We start from the raw sequence: 17810 nt of genomic DNA on the forward strand, positions 1-17810 counted from the left end.
AGGCAATACAGTTAACTTCCGACCGGAAGGGCACACTACGAATAGTGCAGTCGAAGGCTCTCACAACTATCGATTGAGTATATTGCGCCGGATCAAGCGATCGAGCGCGAGGGAACCACGTGCAGTTGCTCGTCGGTCCGCCGGCCGTGCGAGGCATTGAGCAGCTGGCGGATGCGGACGGAGGGAACCGGCCGGCTGAACAGGTATCCCTGTGCTTCGGTCACCGCGCCGTCGGCGCTGATCAGCTCGAGCTGTTCGTTGGTCTCGATACCTTCGACCACGACGGCCATGCCGAGGTCGGCGGACAGCCGCGCGACGCCGCGCAGCAGCGTCAGCGGCCGGTCGGTATCGATGCCTTCGAGGAAGGAGCGGTCGATCTTCACTTTCTGCATCGGGAAATTGTGCAGGTAGCTGAGGCTGGAATAGCCGGTGCCGAAATCATCGAGCGAGATACGCACGCCGAGCGCACGCAGTTGCGACAGGATGTCGTGGGTGAGCTGGGTGTTGCGCAGCAGCGAGGATTCGGTGATCTCGATTTCCAGTCGATGTGCCGGCAGGCCCGACACTTCGAGCGCGTAGCGGATTTCGCTCAGGACGTCGCGCTGATGGAATTGCTGCGGCGAGAAATTGACGGCAACGCTGACGCCGTCCGGCCACTTCATGCATTCCATGCAGGCGCGGCGCAGGATCCAGCGCCCGAGATCGACGATCAGGCCCATGTCCTCGGCGACCGGGATGATGTCGACCGGCGAGACCGTGCCGCGCACCGGATGATTCCAGCGCAGCAGCGCCTCGCAGGTGGTGATCTTGCCGGACTTCAGATTGACCAATGGCTGGTAGAACAGCTCGAACTCCTCGTTGGAGAGCGCCTTGCGCAGGTCGAGCTCGAGGATGCGACGGGCCTCGACGGTCGCCGCCATCTCGTCGCGGAAGAAGCAGAAGGTGCCGCGGCCGTCGGCCTTGGCTCGGTACAATGCCATGTCGGCATTCTTGAGCAGCGTATCGGCGCTGATCTCGCCCGGGGAGGTCAGCGCGATGCCGACGCTGGCGCCGATCTCGACCAGATGGTTTTCGATACGGTAGCGCTCGCTCAGCCGTTCGACGATACGGCGGGCAAGCGCCGCGGCGTCCTCCGGCGAAGAGATGTTCTGCTGGAAGACGACGAACTCGTCGCCGCCGAAGCGGGCGACGAAATCCTCCGGGCGCAGCATCTCGCGCAGCCGATTGGCGACCGCACACAGAAGCTGATCGCCGCAGGGATGACCCAGCGTATCGTTGACCTGCTTGAACTGGTCAAGATCGACGAAGAGCAGTGCGGAGCGATGGTCGCCGTGCTGCATGGCGAGCAGCCGGCCGATTTCGTCGCGGAAATTGACGCGGTTGGGCAGCGCGGTCAGCTCGTCGTAGCGCGCGAGGTGGCTGATCCGGGCCTCGGCGTCCTTGCGCTCGGTGATGTCCTCGACCAGCACCACCGTGCCGCCGCCGGCCATCGGCTGGAAGGTCCAGTCGAGCGAGCGGTTCTTGGTGGGGTCGGGGTCGCTGGTGACGATATCGCCGCGCTGCGAGCTCTCGATCTCGTAGAGAATCTGCTGCGCGGCCGCGGCCGAGATCGAGCCGGACAGGACGCAGGCGTTGCAGATATCGGTCGCGCTGGCGCCGCGCTGCACGAAATCGTCCGACAGCTGCATCATCTCGATGAAGCGGTGGTTCATCACCGCAACGCGGCCGTTAGCGCTGAACATGCACAGGCCGTGCGGCATGTTGTTCAGCGCGGTATCGAACTGGCCCGCCAGCGCGGCCTCGCGCTCCTTGGCGATCCAGGCGTTGACGTAGATGCGCTGCAGGCTGGAGGTCAGGTGCCGGATGGCGCTGAAGAACACCAGGCTGAGCAGCGCAAGGGCGATGTGATAGGGACCGCCGACATACATCAGCGCCAGGATCAAGGGACCGATCGACATCAACAGATGCAGGTGGAAGATCTGCGGCCGGCCGAAGGTCCGCCCTACCCCCGCCGAGGTGTAGGCGACCACCGTGGTCACGCAAAGCATGTGCGCGGCGGCGTCCCTGGTCGTCAGCAGCACGGTGACGCCCCAGATGCCGAGCGAAATGCCGTAGGCGATGGTGCCGATCCGGTAACGCTTCTCCCAGGTCACGGACTCCTCGACGGTGAGCCGGGAATTGCGCTGCTGGTAGCGGTACATCTGCAGCGCGCGCGCCAGCCCCACCACGATGAACAGCGGCACGCACAGCCAGCACAACAGATTGCTCGTGACAGCCGCAATCACGGCGCCCGCAATGGCGGGGCCGAAGGCGCCGAAAATCATGGGCGCTGGGTTCATGAACAGGGAATCGACCAGCGCCGCGGAAATCGTCGGCGACATCGACCGGTCCGGTTCACCCGTCTGACTTGCGAACTGCATTGTGAGAGCGCGCGTCCTTTTCAGCTCGCACTCTTACTGATCGCAGGTGAAGTCTTTCTGAGCGAACATCGTTAGCAAGTTCTTGCCGCGCCCAGGCGACGACCGGAATTCACCATAAAATTCAGTGCGCTAGGTGAGAAGTGCCGACCGCCGCCGAGGTTCCCCAGAGCAGTCTGCACACAGCTCATGACAAGAGCGGCGACCATGCGGGGTCCGAGGCGAAGCCCGGCGTCGGCACCTTCAGCTCGTTGCGACCGGAGATGTCGACGCTGTACAGCGAGGGCCCGCCATTGCCGCCGGGATCGCGGAAGAACATCAGCACCCGGCCGTTCGGCGAGAAGGTCGGGCCCTCGTTGTGGAAGCCGGAGGTCAGCAGCCGCTCGCCGGAGCCGTCCGGCTTCATGACGCCGATCGAGAACTGCCCGCCGCCTTGCCTGGTAAAGGCGATGTAGTCGCCGCGCGGCGACCATACCGGCGTCGAGTAGGTGCCGTCGCCGAACGAGATGCGCTGTGCGCCGCCGCCGGTTGCCGGCATCACATAGATTTGCGGCTTCCCGCCGCGATCGGATTCGAAGCAGATGCGGGCGCCGTCGGGCGAGTAGGACGGTGAGGTGTCGATGGCCGGCGTATCGGTGAGGCGCGTGGTCGAGCGCGAGCGCAGGTCCATCACGAACAGGTTGGAATTGCCGCCCTGCTGCAGGCTCATGATGACGCGCTGGCCGTCCGGCGAGAAGCGCGGCGCGAAGGTCATGCCGGGGAAGTTGCCGACGATCTCGCGCTGGCCGGTCTCGATGTTGAAGAGATAAACCTTCGGATCGCCCTGGCCGAACTCCATGTAGGTGATCTCTTGCGAGTTCGGCGAGAAGCGCGGCGTCAGCACGAGGTCGGAGCCGCGGGTCAGGTAGCGCACATTGGCGCCGTCCTGGTCCATCATCGCGAGCCGCTTGACGCGGCGCTCCTTCGGGCCGCTTTCGTCCACGAACACCACGCGGCTGTCGAAATAGCCCTTCTCGCCGGTCATCCGCTCGTAGATCTGGTCGGAGATGATGTGGGCGATACGGCGCCAATATTCCGGCGAGGTGAAATATTGCTGGCCGGCGAGCTGCTGGCCGGAGATCACGTCCCACAGCCGGAACTCCGCCTTGACGCGCCCGTTGCCCTGCCGCGTCATGCGGCCGGTGACCAGCGCCTGCGCGTTGATGCTCTTCCAGTTGTTGAAGTTCGGCGCCGCGTCGATGTTGATCTGCTTCTCGAGATAGGCCGCCTGATCGATCGGCGCAAACAGGCCGCTGCGCTTCAGATTGTTGGTGATCACCTGCGTGACGCCGACACCGACCTCGGTGTCCCCGGGCGTGCCGGCAGCGAAGTTCGGGATCGCGATCGGCAGCGGCGCGAAGTCGCCTTCCGGAATGACGACGCGCTTCTGTGCAAAGGCGCTGCGGCTTCCGGCCAGCACGCCAAGGGCAGCCATTCCCGAAATCATCTGTCGGCGGTCGAGGCGAAACGTCATTGCACGCAAATCATTCTGGTCGGTCATTGTCCGTAGACTTTGTTTGCTATTGGCCAAGCGACGCCGTCGCCCTCAGGTCTTTCGCTCTGTGAACACCGGCGCAAAATACTTCCATTCGTCGAAGAAGGCCGCCGGCAGATTGTACGGCTGGCATTCGATGATCGCCCGCAGCGCGCTCTCCTGATAGACGCGCAGATAGGGCGTCGCCGGCGTGCCTTCCGGGACCGGCATGCCCTCGAGCGAGCCGTCGCGCTTCAGCTTAATCGAGAACACCGCCTCGGTCTGCTGCGCCTCGATGCCGCCATAGGGCTTCTTCCAGCAACGCTCGACCTGCTGCTTGAACATCGCGCCCCAGGTCGCGGAGTTGTCGGCAGCCTTGCCCTTGGCCGTGCCGAGGGCGGCGTTTGCGTTCAGCGTGTCGCCGGTCGCCGCGGCGCGCGTCGGGTCACGCTTGTCGAGCAGGGCTGCGATCTTGCTCTGATCGAACACGCGATCCTTCGGCTTCTGCTCCGGCGGCGGCTTGGCGGCCTGCTGCACCGGCTTCGGCGGCGGCTTCTTCTCTTCCTTCTTGATCGCTTCCGCGATCGGGTCGGGCTTCACCGGATCGGGTTTCTTCTCGACCGGCTTCGGCTCTTCCTTCGGCTTGTTCTCGACCTTCTTCGGCGGATCCGGCTTCTTGTCTTCCGGTTTCTCCACCTTCGGCGCCGGCTGCGGCGCGGTGTCGGTCACGACAGGGGGCTTTTTCTCCTCGACCTTGCCGACGGTGTCGTCGACCGGCTTGGCTTCGGCGACCTTGTCGACTAGCGGCTTGGGATTTTCCTTCTTGCCGTCCTTCTGACCGGCCATGACATGCGAGAGTTGGTCGGGCGAGATCACGTCGACGGCAACCGATTCCTCTTCCGGCATCACATACGCCTTGGTCGACCACGACACGAGGCCCCACCCGATCACGAGGACGTGCAGGACAATCGATGCCGCCAGAGTCTTGTCGACCTTGACCTTCAAATCAGGCTTCCCCGTGCCTTGGCATGGTGGTTATCCGCCTTCCGGGATGATGACGATATTCGCCTTGAATCCCGCGGCCCGGACCTCTCCGAGCAGTTTCATCATATCCGTGTAACAGACGTCCTTGTCGCCACGCAGATAGACCACTTTTTCGGCATCCGACCGGGCGTCACCGATCGCCTTGATCTTGGCCGGAAAATCGGCGGCCGTGACCGGCGCGTCACCCAGATAGAGCTCGACATTCGAGTTGCAGCCGCCCCCGGTGCGCTTGACCGACAGTGTCAGCGGCGGCTGGTTCGACGAGATCGACTTGCCGCCGCTCGCCACCGGCAGGTCGATGTCGATGTTCGACGTCAGCATCGGCGCCGAGACCATGAAGATGATGAGCAGCACCAGCATCACGTCGACCATCGGCGTGACGTTGATCTCGGCCACGACGGGCTTGCGCCGGCCGCGGCGGCGTCTGCCACCGCCGGACCCTGCCATGCTCATCGCCATGATCGCACACCCGCAAAAGTGACCATCATCTAACTCAACCCCGCTCGTCGATCTGACGCGAGAGAATGGCTGAAAATTCATCAGCGAAGCCCTCCAGCCGCTGGGCCTGCCGGTTCACCTCGGAGGTGAACTTATTGTAGAAAATAGTGGCAGGAATGGCGGCGATGAGGCCGACGGCGGTCGCAAACAGCGCTTCCGCGATACCGGGGGCGACGACCGCCAGAGAGGTATTTTTCGACGCCGCGATCGACTGGAAGCTCGACATGATGCCCCAGACCGTGCCGAACAGGCCGACGAAGGGGCCGGCGGAGCCGACGGTCGCCAGCACCAGCAGGCGGCGTTCCAGCCGCTCCACTTCCCGGGCGATCGAGACGTTCATGACCTTCTCGATCCGCGCCTGCAGGCCGGCAAAGGACCGCGACTGGCTTTCGAAAGAACGCTTCCACTCGCGCATCGCCGCCACGAAGCAGGCTGCCATGGAGTGCGTCGGCTTGGCCGACAGCGTGCGATAGAGCTCCTCGATCGACTCCCCGGACCAGAACGCCTGCTCGAACCGGTCCATCGAGCGCCGGGTGCGCGCGTAAAGAAAGATCTTGTCGATGGCGATCGCCCAGACCCAGACCGAGCAGGCCAGAAGTCCCAGCATCACGCATTTGACGACCCAATGGGCCTGCCAGAACAGCGCGATCAGCGACACGTCGCTCGATGCCAGTGGCAGAGTTGACTGAGCCACGTCGGCGGGATTCATCGGCAATTTCCTCTCAACGCAAGTGTCCCAATTCGGCGGGCCGCCAATCGGCATCCCTTCCACGGCCGCGCGCCCGGCGCGGCAAAACTGCGCGAGAGCCTCTTACATCTGTCGCATGGGGGGCCCGTCCAAAGCCGGGCCCTGCTTCCCCTGCCAACATGTCAAAACGAGGGCTTTTCACGCGTCATTCCGACCCTAACCAAACGCTAATCATGGTTAAGGCGAGGTTACCAAAGGGAAATTTGGAGGCGGGAAATGCCGCCGGCCGGGGAGGTTGGCGGGTTCCACAGATGGAATGGCTCTCGTTCGGAGGGCGGGTCCATCCCGGCGTCGTCCTGGCGAAAGCCAGGACCCATAACCCCCGGATTCAGTGATGAACCCGATCGTGGCCCCAGCGTCGCGCAACAGTTGAGATTTGGGGTAATGGGTCCTGGCTTTCGCCAGGACGACATTGCGTGTGTGGCGCGGTCTGTGAGTCACACATCCACATTCACGCGACATGATTTGTCCGAGCTTTGCCCTTCATCTCGCCCCCTCTCTTGAAGAGGACGCAGGGAAAGCCGGGTGCCGATCGCCCCCATGGGCCCCGTGCAAAAGGTGGCACGCGCGCGCGAGAGCGTCCACGAGGCATGACGCCGAGCGCATCTCACGTCAAATGCCGCACGATCGCGAGGCCGGCGAACAGGCCGGCGATCGAGAGGGCCACCGAGCCCGCGACATACAGCACCGCAAGGCCGAGCTCGCCGCGCTCATAGAGCAGCGCGGTGTCGAGCGAGAAGGCGGAGAAGGTGGTGTAGCCGCCGAGGATGCCGGTCATCAAAAATAGCCGCCAGGGCTGCGAGGCGTCGCCCTTGAAGGCGAGATAGCCGGCGATCAGGCCCATCACGGTCGAGCCCGTGATGTTGATGATGAAGGTGCCGTAGGGAAACGCGGTGCCGATGCAGCGCGCGCAGGTGACGTTGATCAGCTGGCGCAACGTCGCGCCGAGACCGCCGCCGAAGAAGACGAGGAGATAGCTTGCCGCGTTACCCACCAATGCCCCCGCCGGTGTGGTGAAGTGAGGGGAATCCAACCCCGCGTAGTTTCACCCTTCCCCTGAAAGGGGAGGGTCGACGCGAATGAAATGAGCGGCGGGGCGGGGTCAAGTCTCTCCATTGAGAGACTGCTCGTGTTGAGAGATGACCCCTCCCCGTTTCGCATTTCGCTTCGCTGCATGCGAAACGACCCTCCCCTTTCAGGGGAGGGTGCGGGGTCGTGAGACGACCTGAGATCAGCCGGCCTTGCCGAACAGCTCGTCGACATAGTCCCAGTTCACGAGGTTCTCGACGAACGCCTTGAGGTAGTCGGGGCGGCGGTTGCGATAGTCGATGTAGTAGGAGTGCTCCCAGACGTCGCAGCCGAGGATCGGGGTGGCGCCGTGCACCAGCGGATTCTCGCCATTCGGGGTCTTGGAGATTTCGAGCTTGCCGTTCTTGACCTGGAGCCAGCACCAGCCGGAGCCGAACTGGCCGACACCGGCCGCCTGGAAGTCGGTCTTGAACTTCTCGAAGCCGCCGAGGTCGTCGTTGATCTTCTTCTCGAGCTTGCCCGGCAGCTTGGTGCCGCCGCCATTTGGCTTCATCCAGCTCCAGAAGTGGATGTGGTTGTAGTGCTGGCCGGCATTGTTGAACACCGCGGGGTTCTTGCCGAACGAGCCCTTGACGATCTCTTCAAGGGACTTGCCTTCCCATTCGGTTCCCTTGAGCGCGTTGTTGCCGTTGGTGACGTAGGCCTGATGATGCTTGTCGTGATGATATTCCAGCGTCTCCTTCGACATGTAGGGAGCAAGGGCGTCGTGGGCGTAGGGCAGATCAGGTAGCGTGAAGGTCATGGGGTAATGTCCAACAGAGGGTGGGAGACTACACTTAACGGCCCCCCCTTATAGAAGGTTCCATGGCGGAGAAACACCGCATTTTCGGATCGCCTATGACAGATCGGCACAGCCCGAACCAAGACCAAGGATCCAGACGATGAGCATCGAAATCGACATTCTCAACGGAGATGCGTCGTGGAAGCGCGCCGAGCCGCTGCTCCGGGCGGTCTGGAGCCCGGATGCCGCCGAGAAACAACCCTGGGCCGATATCAAATGGGCCCACGCGGATTTGCGCGTGCTGCTCGATGCGCCCGACGACAGCGGGCTGGCCTGCCATGTCGGTATCTATTTCCGGACCATCACCTGGAATGGCCACAAGGTGCATGTCGGCGGCATCGGCGGAGTCTCGACCCGTGCGGACTGCCGGCGGCGCGGCTATGCGTCACTCGCGTTAGATGCCGCCGTGCACACCATTCGTGCCAACGACGCGGTGAAATTTGCAATCTTATTCTGCGAGCCGCACAATTTCGCGTTCTACCAGGCGCGCGGCTGGCATCCCTTCAGCGGCGAAGTTTATTGCGAGCAGCCTTCCGGGCAGATCCGTTTCGAGGCGATGGCGCCGTATGTCTTCGACATCGTGCGCGCGCCGACGCTGGGCACGATCGACCTATGCGGCCTGCCGTGGTGAGCCCTGCATCGGCGGCGGTGGCGATGAACGGTGCAACCTCGTAACATGTCGATCATCATTTATTGATTGCGAGCCCGGTTCACTGGCGTTGGATTGCAGTGCGCCCCTCTCCCGCTTGCGAAGTGAGCCGTGACGCATGACCATTGATGCCTCGATCGACGACGTGCAGCCGGCCACGGCCGCGCCCGCCACGCCGGTCAACGACCTTCTGACTGCGCCGATCCTGCCGACGCTGCTGCGGCTCGCGATTCCCAACATGATCGCGATGGTCGGCAGCACGCTGGTTGCCATTGCCGAGACCTCCTATATCGGCCGGCTCGGCACCATTCCGCTCGCCGCGATCGCACTGGTGTTTCCGTTCGCGATGCTGACGCAGATGATGAGCGCAGGCGCAATGGGCGGCGGCGTCTCCTCCGCGATCAGCCGCGCGCTCGGTGCAGGCGACCGCGACCGCGCCGCCGATCTGGCGCTGCATGCGGCGATTATCGGCGGATGCGCCGGACTGTTCTTCACTGTGATGATGCTGGGCTTCGGCCGCAACTTCTATGCGCTGCTCGGCGGACATGGCGGCGTGCTCGAGCAGTCGATGCATTACTCGCAGGTGTTGTTCTCCGGCGCGATCTCGATCTGGCTGGTCAACACGCTCGCCTCCGTGGTGCGCAGCACCGGCGACATGCGGATTCCCTCGATGACGCTGATCACGGTCTCGATGATCCAGATCGCGGTCGGCGGCGTGCTGGGTCTCGGGTTGTTCGGCATGCCCGGTCTCGGCATGCGCGGCGTCGCCGCCGGACAGCTCACGGCCTTCACGTGTGGCGCGATCTTCCTCGCCTGGTATCTCGCCTCTGGCCGCAGCCGGTTGAAGCTCGACTTCGCCGCCTTCAGCTTCCAACGCGCGATGTTCCTGGACATCCTCAAGGTCGGCGCGGTGGCCTGTTTGTCGCCGCTCCAGACCGTGCTCACCATCCTGATCTTCACGAAGATTCTCGCGACCTTCGGCACCGAGATGCTGGCAGGCTATGGCATCGGATCGCGGCTGGAATTTTTGCTGATCCCGATCACCTTCGCCTTCGGCATCGCCTCGGTGCCGATGGTCGGCATGGCGATCGGCGCGGGACTCGTGACCCGCGCCCGCAAGGTGGCGTGGACCGCCGGCACCGTCGCCGGACTTGTCGTTGGCCTCGTCGGACTTGTGGTCGCACTCAAGCCGACGCTGTGGATCGCGCTGTTCACCACCGATCCCGGCGTGACCGCCGCGGCTTCGTCCTATTTCGCGCTGGCCGGCCCGGGCTTCGGCTTCTTCGGCGTCGGTGTCTGTCTCTATTTCTCCTCGCAGGGCGCCGCCAAGGTCGGCGGACCGGTGCTGGCCGGCACCATCCGCCTGCTGCTGGTCGGCATCGGCGGCTGGTGGCTCGCTACCGTGAGCGCCCCGGCATGGACGCTGTTTGCGCTGGTCGGCAGCGCGATGGTGGCGTTCGGCCTCGCCACCATCATTTCGATCCGGCTGACCCGCTGGGGATAATACGACGCGGCGCCCTCGCACCGGAGCGTTGCCTGAGCATGACTGCTCCGGAAACAGGCACCAAATTTTTTTGGGAGCGCGCTCACCTGATCGCGCGAATATGACATTGCAGAAATTCTTCGACTTGTTATGCAGGCCGACCTCTAAAGCGCGATGAGATTGGGTCGAATCGTCGTCGCGCTTTAGCTCTTTGTTGATCATGATCTTTTTGGAAAACCGCTTCGCACTTTTCCGGATCATGCTCTGGGGGAATAAGCCATGGCCTGCCGATTCGGATTCATGATCGCAATCATTGCGACGGCGCTCGCCGTCCCCGCCGCGCATGCGCAGGGCGCACCTGAGCCGGTCGGCGTCTGGCAGACGCAGGCCGGTGATGCGCGCGTCAAGATCAGCAAATGCGGCGGCGGCATCTGCGGCGTGGTGGTGAGCCTGCGCGACCCGATCGATCCGATGACCGGCAAGCCCCAGATCGACAACAAGAATCCGAATCCGTCGCTGTCCAGCCGACCGATCATCGGGCTGCCGCTGTTCTCCGGCATGCATCCGGTTGCCACGGACAAATGGTCGGGCCAGATCTACAATGCCGACGACGGCAGCACCTATGCCAGCAGCATCAGCTTGATATCGGCGGACGCTGCGGGTCGAAGGCTGCGTCGGCGCGCTCTGCGGCGGCGAGACCTGGATGCGGGTGGGCCGGTAATTCTGAGCCGAGCAGCAACCGCGACGGGACCGTGCTCCCTCGCCCCGCTTGCGGGGAGAGGGTTGGGGTGAGGGGCTCTATCCGCGTAGCATATCTGAATTGTAGTCAGCTCACCGTCGATCTCGCGAGTGGGATGAATATCTCCTTGCGGCCACGCATTGCCCTGCCCCTCACCCGGAAGCCACGCGAGGCGTGGCGTCCGACCTCTCCCCGCAAAAGAGCGGGGAGAGGTTAGAAAAATTGCTACACCGCGCGCGCCTTCAGCGCCGTCGCGGCCGAGGCATAACCGCCCCGCGCCCCATCGATGAAGTGGACGTGGTCGCTGCGCAGCGCCGAGGGCGCGAAGCAGGTCATCATGGCGGCGTCCTGCCGGTGCAGGCCGTAACGCACGATGCCCTGCGCGGCTGCGGCGGCGAGGCGCTGCTCGATGTCGGCGGCGAGCTCCGGCGTGCAATCCAGGATCATGCGCAGGCCATCGTCGAACTTGCGGAAGTCCGAATTCTCGACCACCTGCTGCAGATAACGTTTCGGTGCAAACTTGCCGACCGGGATGTTGAACCGCATCAGCGTATAGGCCCACAGCGCGAATGTGAGCACGACGGCGCGCCGCAGCGCGAGCGGTCCGCCGCGCCGTGCGCGCGCCTCGTACTCCATTCCCTGCGGCGGCCAGTGCAGCGGCGGACCGCTTGCGGGCACCGGCCGTCCGGCATCGGGGCTCTTCTCGATGCGGACGACGATATCCTCGATCACCTTGCGGAAGGATGCGGGATCGGCGTTCTTCGCCGGCAGCACCAGCACCGAGAGGATCAGGCCGCGCGCGGACGGCATCACCTCGAAGCGGCAGGACAGGCCGGACAAATCGGGCTGTGTGCCCTGAGGCGCCGGATCGACCGCGAACGCGCCGCGCTTCATCGCGGCATCGGCGTAAGCAAGACCACCGCCGGAGAACATCGCATAAGACAGATTGGCCGACGGCCCGAAGCGCGCGACGCGGACATCGGCGCCCGCGGCGCGGATCGCCGCCATCGGCACCAGCGCCACCCGCAGCACCAGATCAAGGTCGTCGTGCACCCAGCGCGCGGTCGCGGCCAGCGCCTCGCGCGCTCTGTCGAGATCGGCGGGCGCAACCGCAAAACTCGCGCCGTCGCCGCCGAACACGAAGGGGAATTCGCGTCCTCCCAACGCATTCGTCACCGCCGCGATCACGGCGGCGCCGGCCATGTTGACCGCCTTGTAGCGCTGCGCCGCGATCGCCCCGGTCGAATCTACGATGTCGGCAATGCCGATGCTCCAGTCCTCCGGCAGCGGCGAATACAGCGCCGGGTCCATCAGGCGCGCGAAGCCGCGAAACACCGGAATGCCGCCGTAGAAGATCTCGCTGCCGCCAGCCATCGCAACGCCGCGCTGTTTCCGCCCTGATGCGGGATTCTCTAGCAGATACGGTGCGGGTTGGGGCCGGTTTTAGAAGCGTAGCCCGGACGGAGCGCAGCGAAATCCGGGGACCTCTCAAGCAGCGGAAGACCCCCGGATTGCGCTTCGTTCCATCCGGGGTACGGTGACTGCCTCACGCCGCCTCGCCTGCCCTGCTCCACGGCGGAAACGGATCGCGCAGCCCGGCCCAGGCTTGCGGGTCCATGCCCGGTCTGCCGGCGACGAGGCAGGCATCGAGACGGCGGCGGATGTCGTCCTCGTTCATGCCGGAGCCGATGAAGACCAGCTCCTGCCGGCGATCGCCGTAGAGATCGTTCCAGCTCCGCTGCATCATCAGCCGCCAGTCCGGATGATCCGGCCAGCGCTCGCGCGGGATCGCGGCCCACCACGAACCGAGGCCTTCGGTGCGGACGATGGCGCCGGCCTGGCTCAGCTCGCCGTACCAATCCGGGCGCGTCGCGATCCAGAAATGGCCCTTGGCGCGGATCACGCCTTGCCAGCTCTCGCGCAGGAAGGCGTGGAAGCGCAGCGGATCGAACGGGCGCCGCGCGCGGTAGACGAAGCTCGTGATGCCGTATTCCTCGGTCTCCGGCACGTGCCCGGCAAAGCCGTAGAGCTCCTTGTGCCAGAGCGGATGCTGCTGCGCGCGCTCATAGGCGAAGCGGCCGGTGTCGAGCACGCGGTCGAACGGGACTTTTGCGAAATTCGCCTCGACGATGTCGGCCTCGGGATTGAGCGCACGCACGATGGTGCGGGCAGCCTCGCGCTCTGCCTGCTTTGCGGCATCGATCTTGTTCAGCACCACGACGTCGGCGAACTCGATCTGCTCCACGAGGAGATCGACCAGCGTCCGCTTGTCGCCGTCCAGCGCCTCGCCGCGCTCGCCGAGGAACTCGGTCGAGGAATAGTCCTTGAGCAGGTTGGCGGCGTCGACCACCGTCACCATCGTGTCCAGGTGGGCGATGTCGGAGAGGCTTTCGCCCGCTTCCGAGCGGAAATCGAACGTCGCTGCGACGGGGAGCGGCTCTGAAATGCCCGTCGATTCGATCAGCAGATAATCGAAGCGCCCGCTTTCGGCGAGCGCACGTACCTCCTTCAGGAGATCGTCGCGCAGGGTGCAGCAGATGCAGCCATTGGTCATCTCCACCAGCTTCTCATCAGTCCGCGAGAGGTTGGCACCACCATCGCGGACCAGGTCCGCATCGATGTTCACCTCGCTCATGTCGTTCACGATCACCGCCACTTTCAGGCCGTGCCGGTTGTTCAGGACGTGGTTCAGCAAAGTGGTCTTTCCAGCCCCGAGGAAGCCGGACAAGACGGTGACGGGGAGTTTGGGCATGGAGATCGAACAGTTGCTGGAGGGATCGGCGGCGGCGGGACATGGGGCATTCGCTTGATGTTATGTTATAACATAACATCAATGGACTGCGGCCTGTCAAGCGCCGGGTGAGGCGCAGTCAGCCTGCCATTCTCGGAAATGCGTCGCCCGGATGGAGCGCAGCGAAATCCGGGGACCGCCTCAGCGAACGAGAGACCCCGGATTGCGCTTCGCTTCATCCGGGCTACGCAGCCGTGGATGACGGGTTCAGAGTTCGCGCTCTACTTCCCCAATCCGCGCAGCACGAGCTGGTTCATGCGGCCAGCGAACGCGGCGGGGTCGTCGGGCATCTCGCCGTCGAGGATCTGCGCCTGTTCGAACAGCAGCAGCGACAGGTCCTTCGCCTGCGCGCTGTCGGTCGCGAGCGCCGCGACCAGTGGGTGGCGCAGATTGATCTCGAGCACCGGCTTTGTGATCGCGCCGCGGTTCTGCTGGGCGAGCAGCCGCTCCAGCGCGCGGTCGCGCGCATCGCCGCCTGCGACGAGGCACGACGCGCTCGCGGTCAGCCGCTGCGAGGCGCGGACGTCGCTGACGCGCTCGCCGAGCGCGGCCTTGATCACGGCGATGGTGGCCGCCGCGTCGGCCGCGGGTTCGTCCTTCTTGTCGTCCTTGTCATCGGCAAGCGGGATCAGGTCGAGATTGAGATCGCCCTGGCTCAGCGACTTCAGCGGCTTGCCGTCGAACTCCGACGGCATCGAGGTCCAGAAGGCATCGACCGGATCGGACAGCAGCAGCACCTCGATGCCGCGCGCGGTCGCAGCTTCCAGCCGGGGATTGGACTTAAGCCGCTCGATGCTGTCGCCCACGAGATAGTAGATCTCGGTCTGGTTCGGCTTGAAATCGGCGATGACCTGCTTCAGCGAACGCTTCTCGCCCGACGTGGTGGTGAAGCGCGACAGCGAAAGCAGCTTTTCGCGCCGCTCGAAATCCTCGTAGATGCCTTCCTTCAGCACCGCGCCGAAGGCGTCCCAGATCTTTGCGAAGGTCTCCGGCTCCTTCTCGCCCAGCGTTTCGAGTTCGCCGATCACGCGGCCGGCCACGGCTTTGCGGATCTGCGCGAGCTGCGGATTGTTCTGAAGCATCTCGCGGGAGATGTTGAGCGGGAGATCCTCGCTGTCGACGACGCCGCGGACGAAGCGCAGATAGGCCGGCAACAGATCGGCATCGTCGGTGATGAAGACGCGCCGGACATAGAGCTTCACGCGCCCCTTGCGGTTGGGCTCGAACAGGTCGAACGGCTTGGTCGAGGGCGCGAACAGCAGCACGGCGTAGGAGTAGCGGCCCTCGGCGCGGTAGTGCAGCGTCATCGCGGGATCGTCGAAGGCGGAAGCGATCTGCTTGTAGGCCTGCGCGTAGTCCTCCGGCTTGAGCTCGGATTTCGCGCGCTGCCACAGCGCGCTGGCCGAATTGATCTGGCGCGGCTCGCCCTCTTCGGGCACGAGCTCGATGGGGAACAGGATGTTGTCGGAATAGGCTGTGACGATGCGCTCGATCTCGTAGGTCTCGAGATACTTGGCGGCGTCTTTCTTCAGATGAAGCACGATCTCGGTGCCGCGCACGACGCGCTGGGCAGCCTCTTCGCTCGCCGGTGCGATCTCGAAGCCGCTGCCGCCTTCCGACGACCACACCCACACCTCGTCCGAGCCGGCGCGGCGGCTGATCACGACGATCTTCTCGGCGACCATGAAGGCTGAATAGAAGCCGACGCCGAACTGGCCGATCAGGCCGAGGCCGTCCTTGGCCTCCTTCAGCTTGGACACGAACGCCTTGGTACCGGAGCGGGCGATGGTGCCGAGATGATCGATCAGCTCCTGCCGCTCCATGCCGATGCCAGTATCGACCACGGCAAGCGTGTTGGCCGCCCTGTTCGGGACGATCCTGATCTCCGGCGGCGTGCCGTCGGTGATCAGGGACGGATTGGCGATGGCCTCGTAGCGCAGCTTGTCGCAGGCATCGGAGGCATTGGAGATGAGTTCGCGGAGGAAGATATCGGTTTCCGAATAAACGGAATGCACCATCAGGTGCAGCAGTTCGGAAACTTCGGCCTGGAAAGGCTGCGATTCGGCAGCGGCAGTTGTGGTCATGCGGAAACTCGGACAATCGGTAAGGGGCGGGAAAGCCCTGATATAGCGCGATCACGCCGCGTGGCAAGATTGTCAAAAGCGGCCGGAACCGTCAGTCCGAGATCGCCGCGAGATAGCGCTGCACCGAGCGGTCGAACGCCGCCCTGGCATCGGAGGCGATGTTCTTGTCCCACCAGGCGCCGTAGATCCGATCATAGGCCAGCGGCTCGACCGCGCGCGCGAGGCGGCGGACCGCTGATGTATTGAGCGGGATATAATTCGGATAGGAATACATGAAGCTGACGAAGCGGCGGTCCATCGTCACCTGCGCGATGTCCCCGGTGAGAAGCGCGCCGCGCCCGTCGGCGCCCTTGCGCCAATGCAGCATGGTGGCGCCGGCGAAATGCCCGCCGCCGCGCACCAGCAGGATGTCGTCGGAGATGCGATGGCTGTCGCCCTGCCACGGCACGATCGACGGATAAGGCCGCGTCACCCATTGCGCGTCGTCGCCGTGCAGATAGACCGGGGCATTGTCGAACGCCGCGCTCCAGTCGGCGACCGCGCCGTAGTAGTGCGGATGCGAGATCGCGATGGCCTTCAGCCCGCCGAGTGATCTGACATGCGCGATCGCCTCGGCGGTTGCCAGCGGCACGCAGTCCCACATCACGCAGCCGCCGCGATCCGGCACCAGCAGCGCGCGCTGTCCGATCGCAAAGGACGGCTCGAGCGCAAGTCCAACGAGACCGAGATCGTCGCGCCAGACCAGTCTGTGCCGCTCTGCGAGTTCCTCGCGCGTCAGCCACGCCTGCCCCTTCCAGTTCACATATTGCCGCTCGTCCTCGCAGATCGGGCAAGCCGGCGGCCGCGCCGCGGTTTCAGGAAATTGCGCGCCGCATTGTTCGCAGGTCCACAGAGGCATGGGCAGTGCCCTCGTTGGGATGAAGCTGGTGTGCTGATCTAGCGCCGCGGCAGCAGGTGTTCAATGCTTGCGACCCAGTTCCATCTGCATCTCCGCCGGTGCTACGCCGAACTTCCTGCGAAACGAGCGGTGGAAATAAGAGAGATCGTTGAAGCCGGCCGTATAGGCGATGTCGCTGACCTTGCGGCCGGCGCCCTCTTCGTGCAGCAGCAGCCGGCGCGCCAGCAGCAAACGCTGATCGAGGACGAACTCCGAGAACGTCGTCCCTGCGGACGCGAACAGGCGCTGCGCCTGGCGGGTGCTGAGCGCGTTCGCCCTTGCTACAGCCTCGATCGTGAGCTTGCCGTTGTCGAGATTTTTGAGAACATCGGCCTTCATCAAATCAAGCCGCGCCTTCGCCACGCCGTCGCGTGCCGCCAGTTCCTTGCTTTCGGCACTGCTGCCGAGCACGAGACCGACCAGGTCGGCGAGATGATGCGCCGCCGCCTGCTGGCCCGGCAGGTCGAGATCGCCGGCAAGCTCGGTGCAGAGCGCGGAATAGCGCTCGATCATCGCGCCCAAGGCCGGCTCGCGCCCGAGCACCCGCGCCAGCTGCGTCTCCGCCGAAGGCGCGATCTGGAGCAGCAGGCGCCGCGGAAACCGCGTCGTCGTAAAGCTGCCCGACCGGGTGAGATCGGCGGTGCCGACAATATTCATTTCGGTGAGGCACATCTGGCCGCGCTGAAGCTCGATCGCCTTGCCTGCTTGCGTGACCTGCACCGTGCCGCGCGTCGCAAAGATCAGGACGAGATCGTCGCAGCCGTCATGCAGAAGCGCGCGGGTGCGGGCGAAGCGAGCCGAGCCGCCGCGCGGCGTCGCGATGGCGACCGTATGCAGCAGCGTAAACTCGTTGTGGCAGTCGATGCGGTTGTCGTCGGTCGGTCCGACGTCGAGCCGGCAGAAGCCGCGGCAAATCCCTTCGCGCCAAGCCTCATAGGCCGGCCCTTTCGCCAGCCCGTGATGGAAGATCGAGAACCGGTTGGTCACCTGTGTCTCGGACATGATCCGTGCTCCGAACGCCCGATCGATCAAGGCTG

Annotated in this window: 14 protein-coding genes and 1 pseudogene; 3 read left to right on the forward strand and 12 right to left on the reverse strand. The window is 64.4% G+C overall.

Annotation, left to right across the window (positions count from 1 at the left end; translation table 11 throughout):
- Window positions 1–92: 92 nt before the first annotated feature.
- The 7 genes from RX327_RS34900 to RX327_RS34930 form a co-directional block, all read right to left on the reverse strand.
- The gene (locus RX327_RS34900; protein ID WP_317248594.1) at window positions 93–2420 is read right to left on the reverse strand and encodes a putative bifunctional diguanylate cyclase/phosphodiesterase; all 2328 of its coding nucleotides are present in this window, start codon (window positions 2418–2420) and stop codon (window positions 93–95) included.
- Window positions 2421–2604: 184 nt separating this feature from the next.
- On the reverse strand, window positions 2605–3930 hold the full coding sequence (tolB, locus tag RX327_RS34905; RefSeq protein WP_317248595.1) for a Tol-Pal system beta propeller repeat protein TolB: 1326 nt from the start codon (window positions 3928–3930) through the stop codon (window positions 2605–2607).
- Between the two features lie 72 nt (window positions 3931–4002).
- Entirely contained in the window at window positions 4003–4935 is a 933-nt protein-coding gene (locus tag RX327_RS34910; RefSeq protein ID WP_050386124.1) for a cell envelope integrity protein TolA, read from the reverse strand.
- Window positions 4936–4965: 30 nt separating this feature from the next.
- Entirely contained in the window at window positions 4966–5433 is a 468-nt protein-coding gene (locus RX327_RS34915) for a biopolymer transporter ExbD (RefSeq protein WP_317248596.1), read from the reverse strand.
- 34 nt (window positions 5434–5467) lie between these two features.
- A complete protein-coding gene (gene tolQ / locus RX327_RS34920; protein ID WP_317248597.1) occupies window positions 5468–6181 on the reverse strand; it encodes a protein TolQ in 714 nt (237 codons plus the stop codon).
- A gap of 646 nt (window positions 6182–6827) precedes the next feature.
- Window positions 6828–7214 (reverse strand): fluoride efflux transporter CrcB, encoded by a 387-nt coding sequence (crcB, locus tag RX327_RS34925; protein ID WP_028338252.1) that lies wholly within the window; start codon window positions 7212–7214, stop codon window positions 6828–6830.
- Between the two features lie 237 nt (window positions 7215–7451).
- Window positions 7452–8051 (reverse strand): superoxide dismutase, encoded by a 600-nt coding sequence (locus RX327_RS34930; RefSeq protein WP_317248598.1) that lies wholly within the window; start codon window positions 8049–8051, stop codon window positions 7452–7454.
- A gap of 139 nt (window positions 8052–8190) precedes the next feature.
- Between RX327_RS34930 and RX327_RS34935 the strand changes: the two genes are divergently transcribed.
- The 3 genes and pseudogenes from RX327_RS34935 to RX327_RS34945 all read left to right on the forward strand — a co-directional run bounded on the left by RX327_RS34935 (window position 8191) and on the right by RX327_RS34945 (window position 10943).
- The gene (locus RX327_RS34935) at window positions 8191–8721 is read left to right on the forward strand and encodes a GNAT family N-acetyltransferase (RefSeq protein WP_317248599.1); all 531 of its coding nucleotides are present in this window, start codon (window positions 8191–8193) and stop codon (window positions 8719–8721) included.
- A 136-nt stretch (window positions 8722–8857) separates the two neighbouring features.
- The gene (locus tag RX327_RS34940) at window positions 8858–10243 is read left to right on the forward strand and encodes an MATE family efflux transporter (RefSeq protein WP_317248600.1); all 1386 of its coding nucleotides are present in this window, start codon (window positions 8858–8860) and stop codon (window positions 10241–10243) included.
- 258 nt (window positions 10244–10501) lie between these two features.
- Window positions 10502–10943, forward strand: a pseudogene (locus RX327_RS34945) (DUF2147 domain-containing protein).
- Between the two features lie 243 nt (window positions 10944–11186).
- Here RX327_RS34945 and RX327_RS34950 read toward each other — a convergent pair.
- The 5 genes from RX327_RS34950 to RX327_RS34970 all read right to left on the reverse strand — a co-directional run bounded on the left by RX327_RS34950 (window position 11187) and on the right by RX327_RS34970 (window position 17775).
- Entirely contained in the window at window positions 11187–12335 is a 1149-nt protein-coding gene (locus tag RX327_RS34950; protein WP_317248601.1) for a DUF3095 domain-containing protein, read from the reverse strand.
- Between the two features lie 172 nt (window positions 12336–12507).
- The gene (gene zigA, locus RX327_RS34955; RefSeq protein ID WP_317248602.1) at window positions 12508–13713 is read right to left on the reverse strand and encodes a zinc metallochaperone GTPase ZigA; all 1206 of its coding nucleotides are present in this window, start codon (window positions 13711–13713) and stop codon (window positions 12508–12510) included.
- A 260-nt stretch (window positions 13714–13973) separates the two neighbouring features.
- Window positions 13974–15836, reverse strand: a complete 1863-nt coding sequence (gene htpG / locus RX327_RS34960; RefSeq protein ID WP_317248603.1) for a molecular chaperone HtpG — start codon at window positions 15834–15836, stop codon at window positions 13974–13976.
- Between the two features lie 91 nt (window positions 15837–15927).
- Entirely contained in the window at window positions 15928–16734 is an 807-nt protein-coding gene (locus RX327_RS34965; protein ID WP_317248604.1) for an MBL fold metallo-hydrolase, read from the reverse strand.
- 60 nt (window positions 16735–16794) lie between these two features.
- Window positions 16795–17775, reverse strand: a complete 981-nt coding sequence (locus RX327_RS34970; protein ID WP_317248605.1) for an AraC family transcriptional regulator — start codon at window positions 17773–17775, stop codon at window positions 16795–16797.
- Between the last annotated feature and the right edge of the window lie 35 nt (window positions 17776–17810).

Origin of the sequence: Bradyrhizobium sp. BEA-2-5, assembly GCF_032918025.1 — a bacterium.
GTDB classification, from domain to species: Bacteria; Pseudomonadota; Alphaproteobacteria; order Rhizobiales; family Xanthobacteraceae; genus Bradyrhizobium; species Bradyrhizobium pachyrhizi.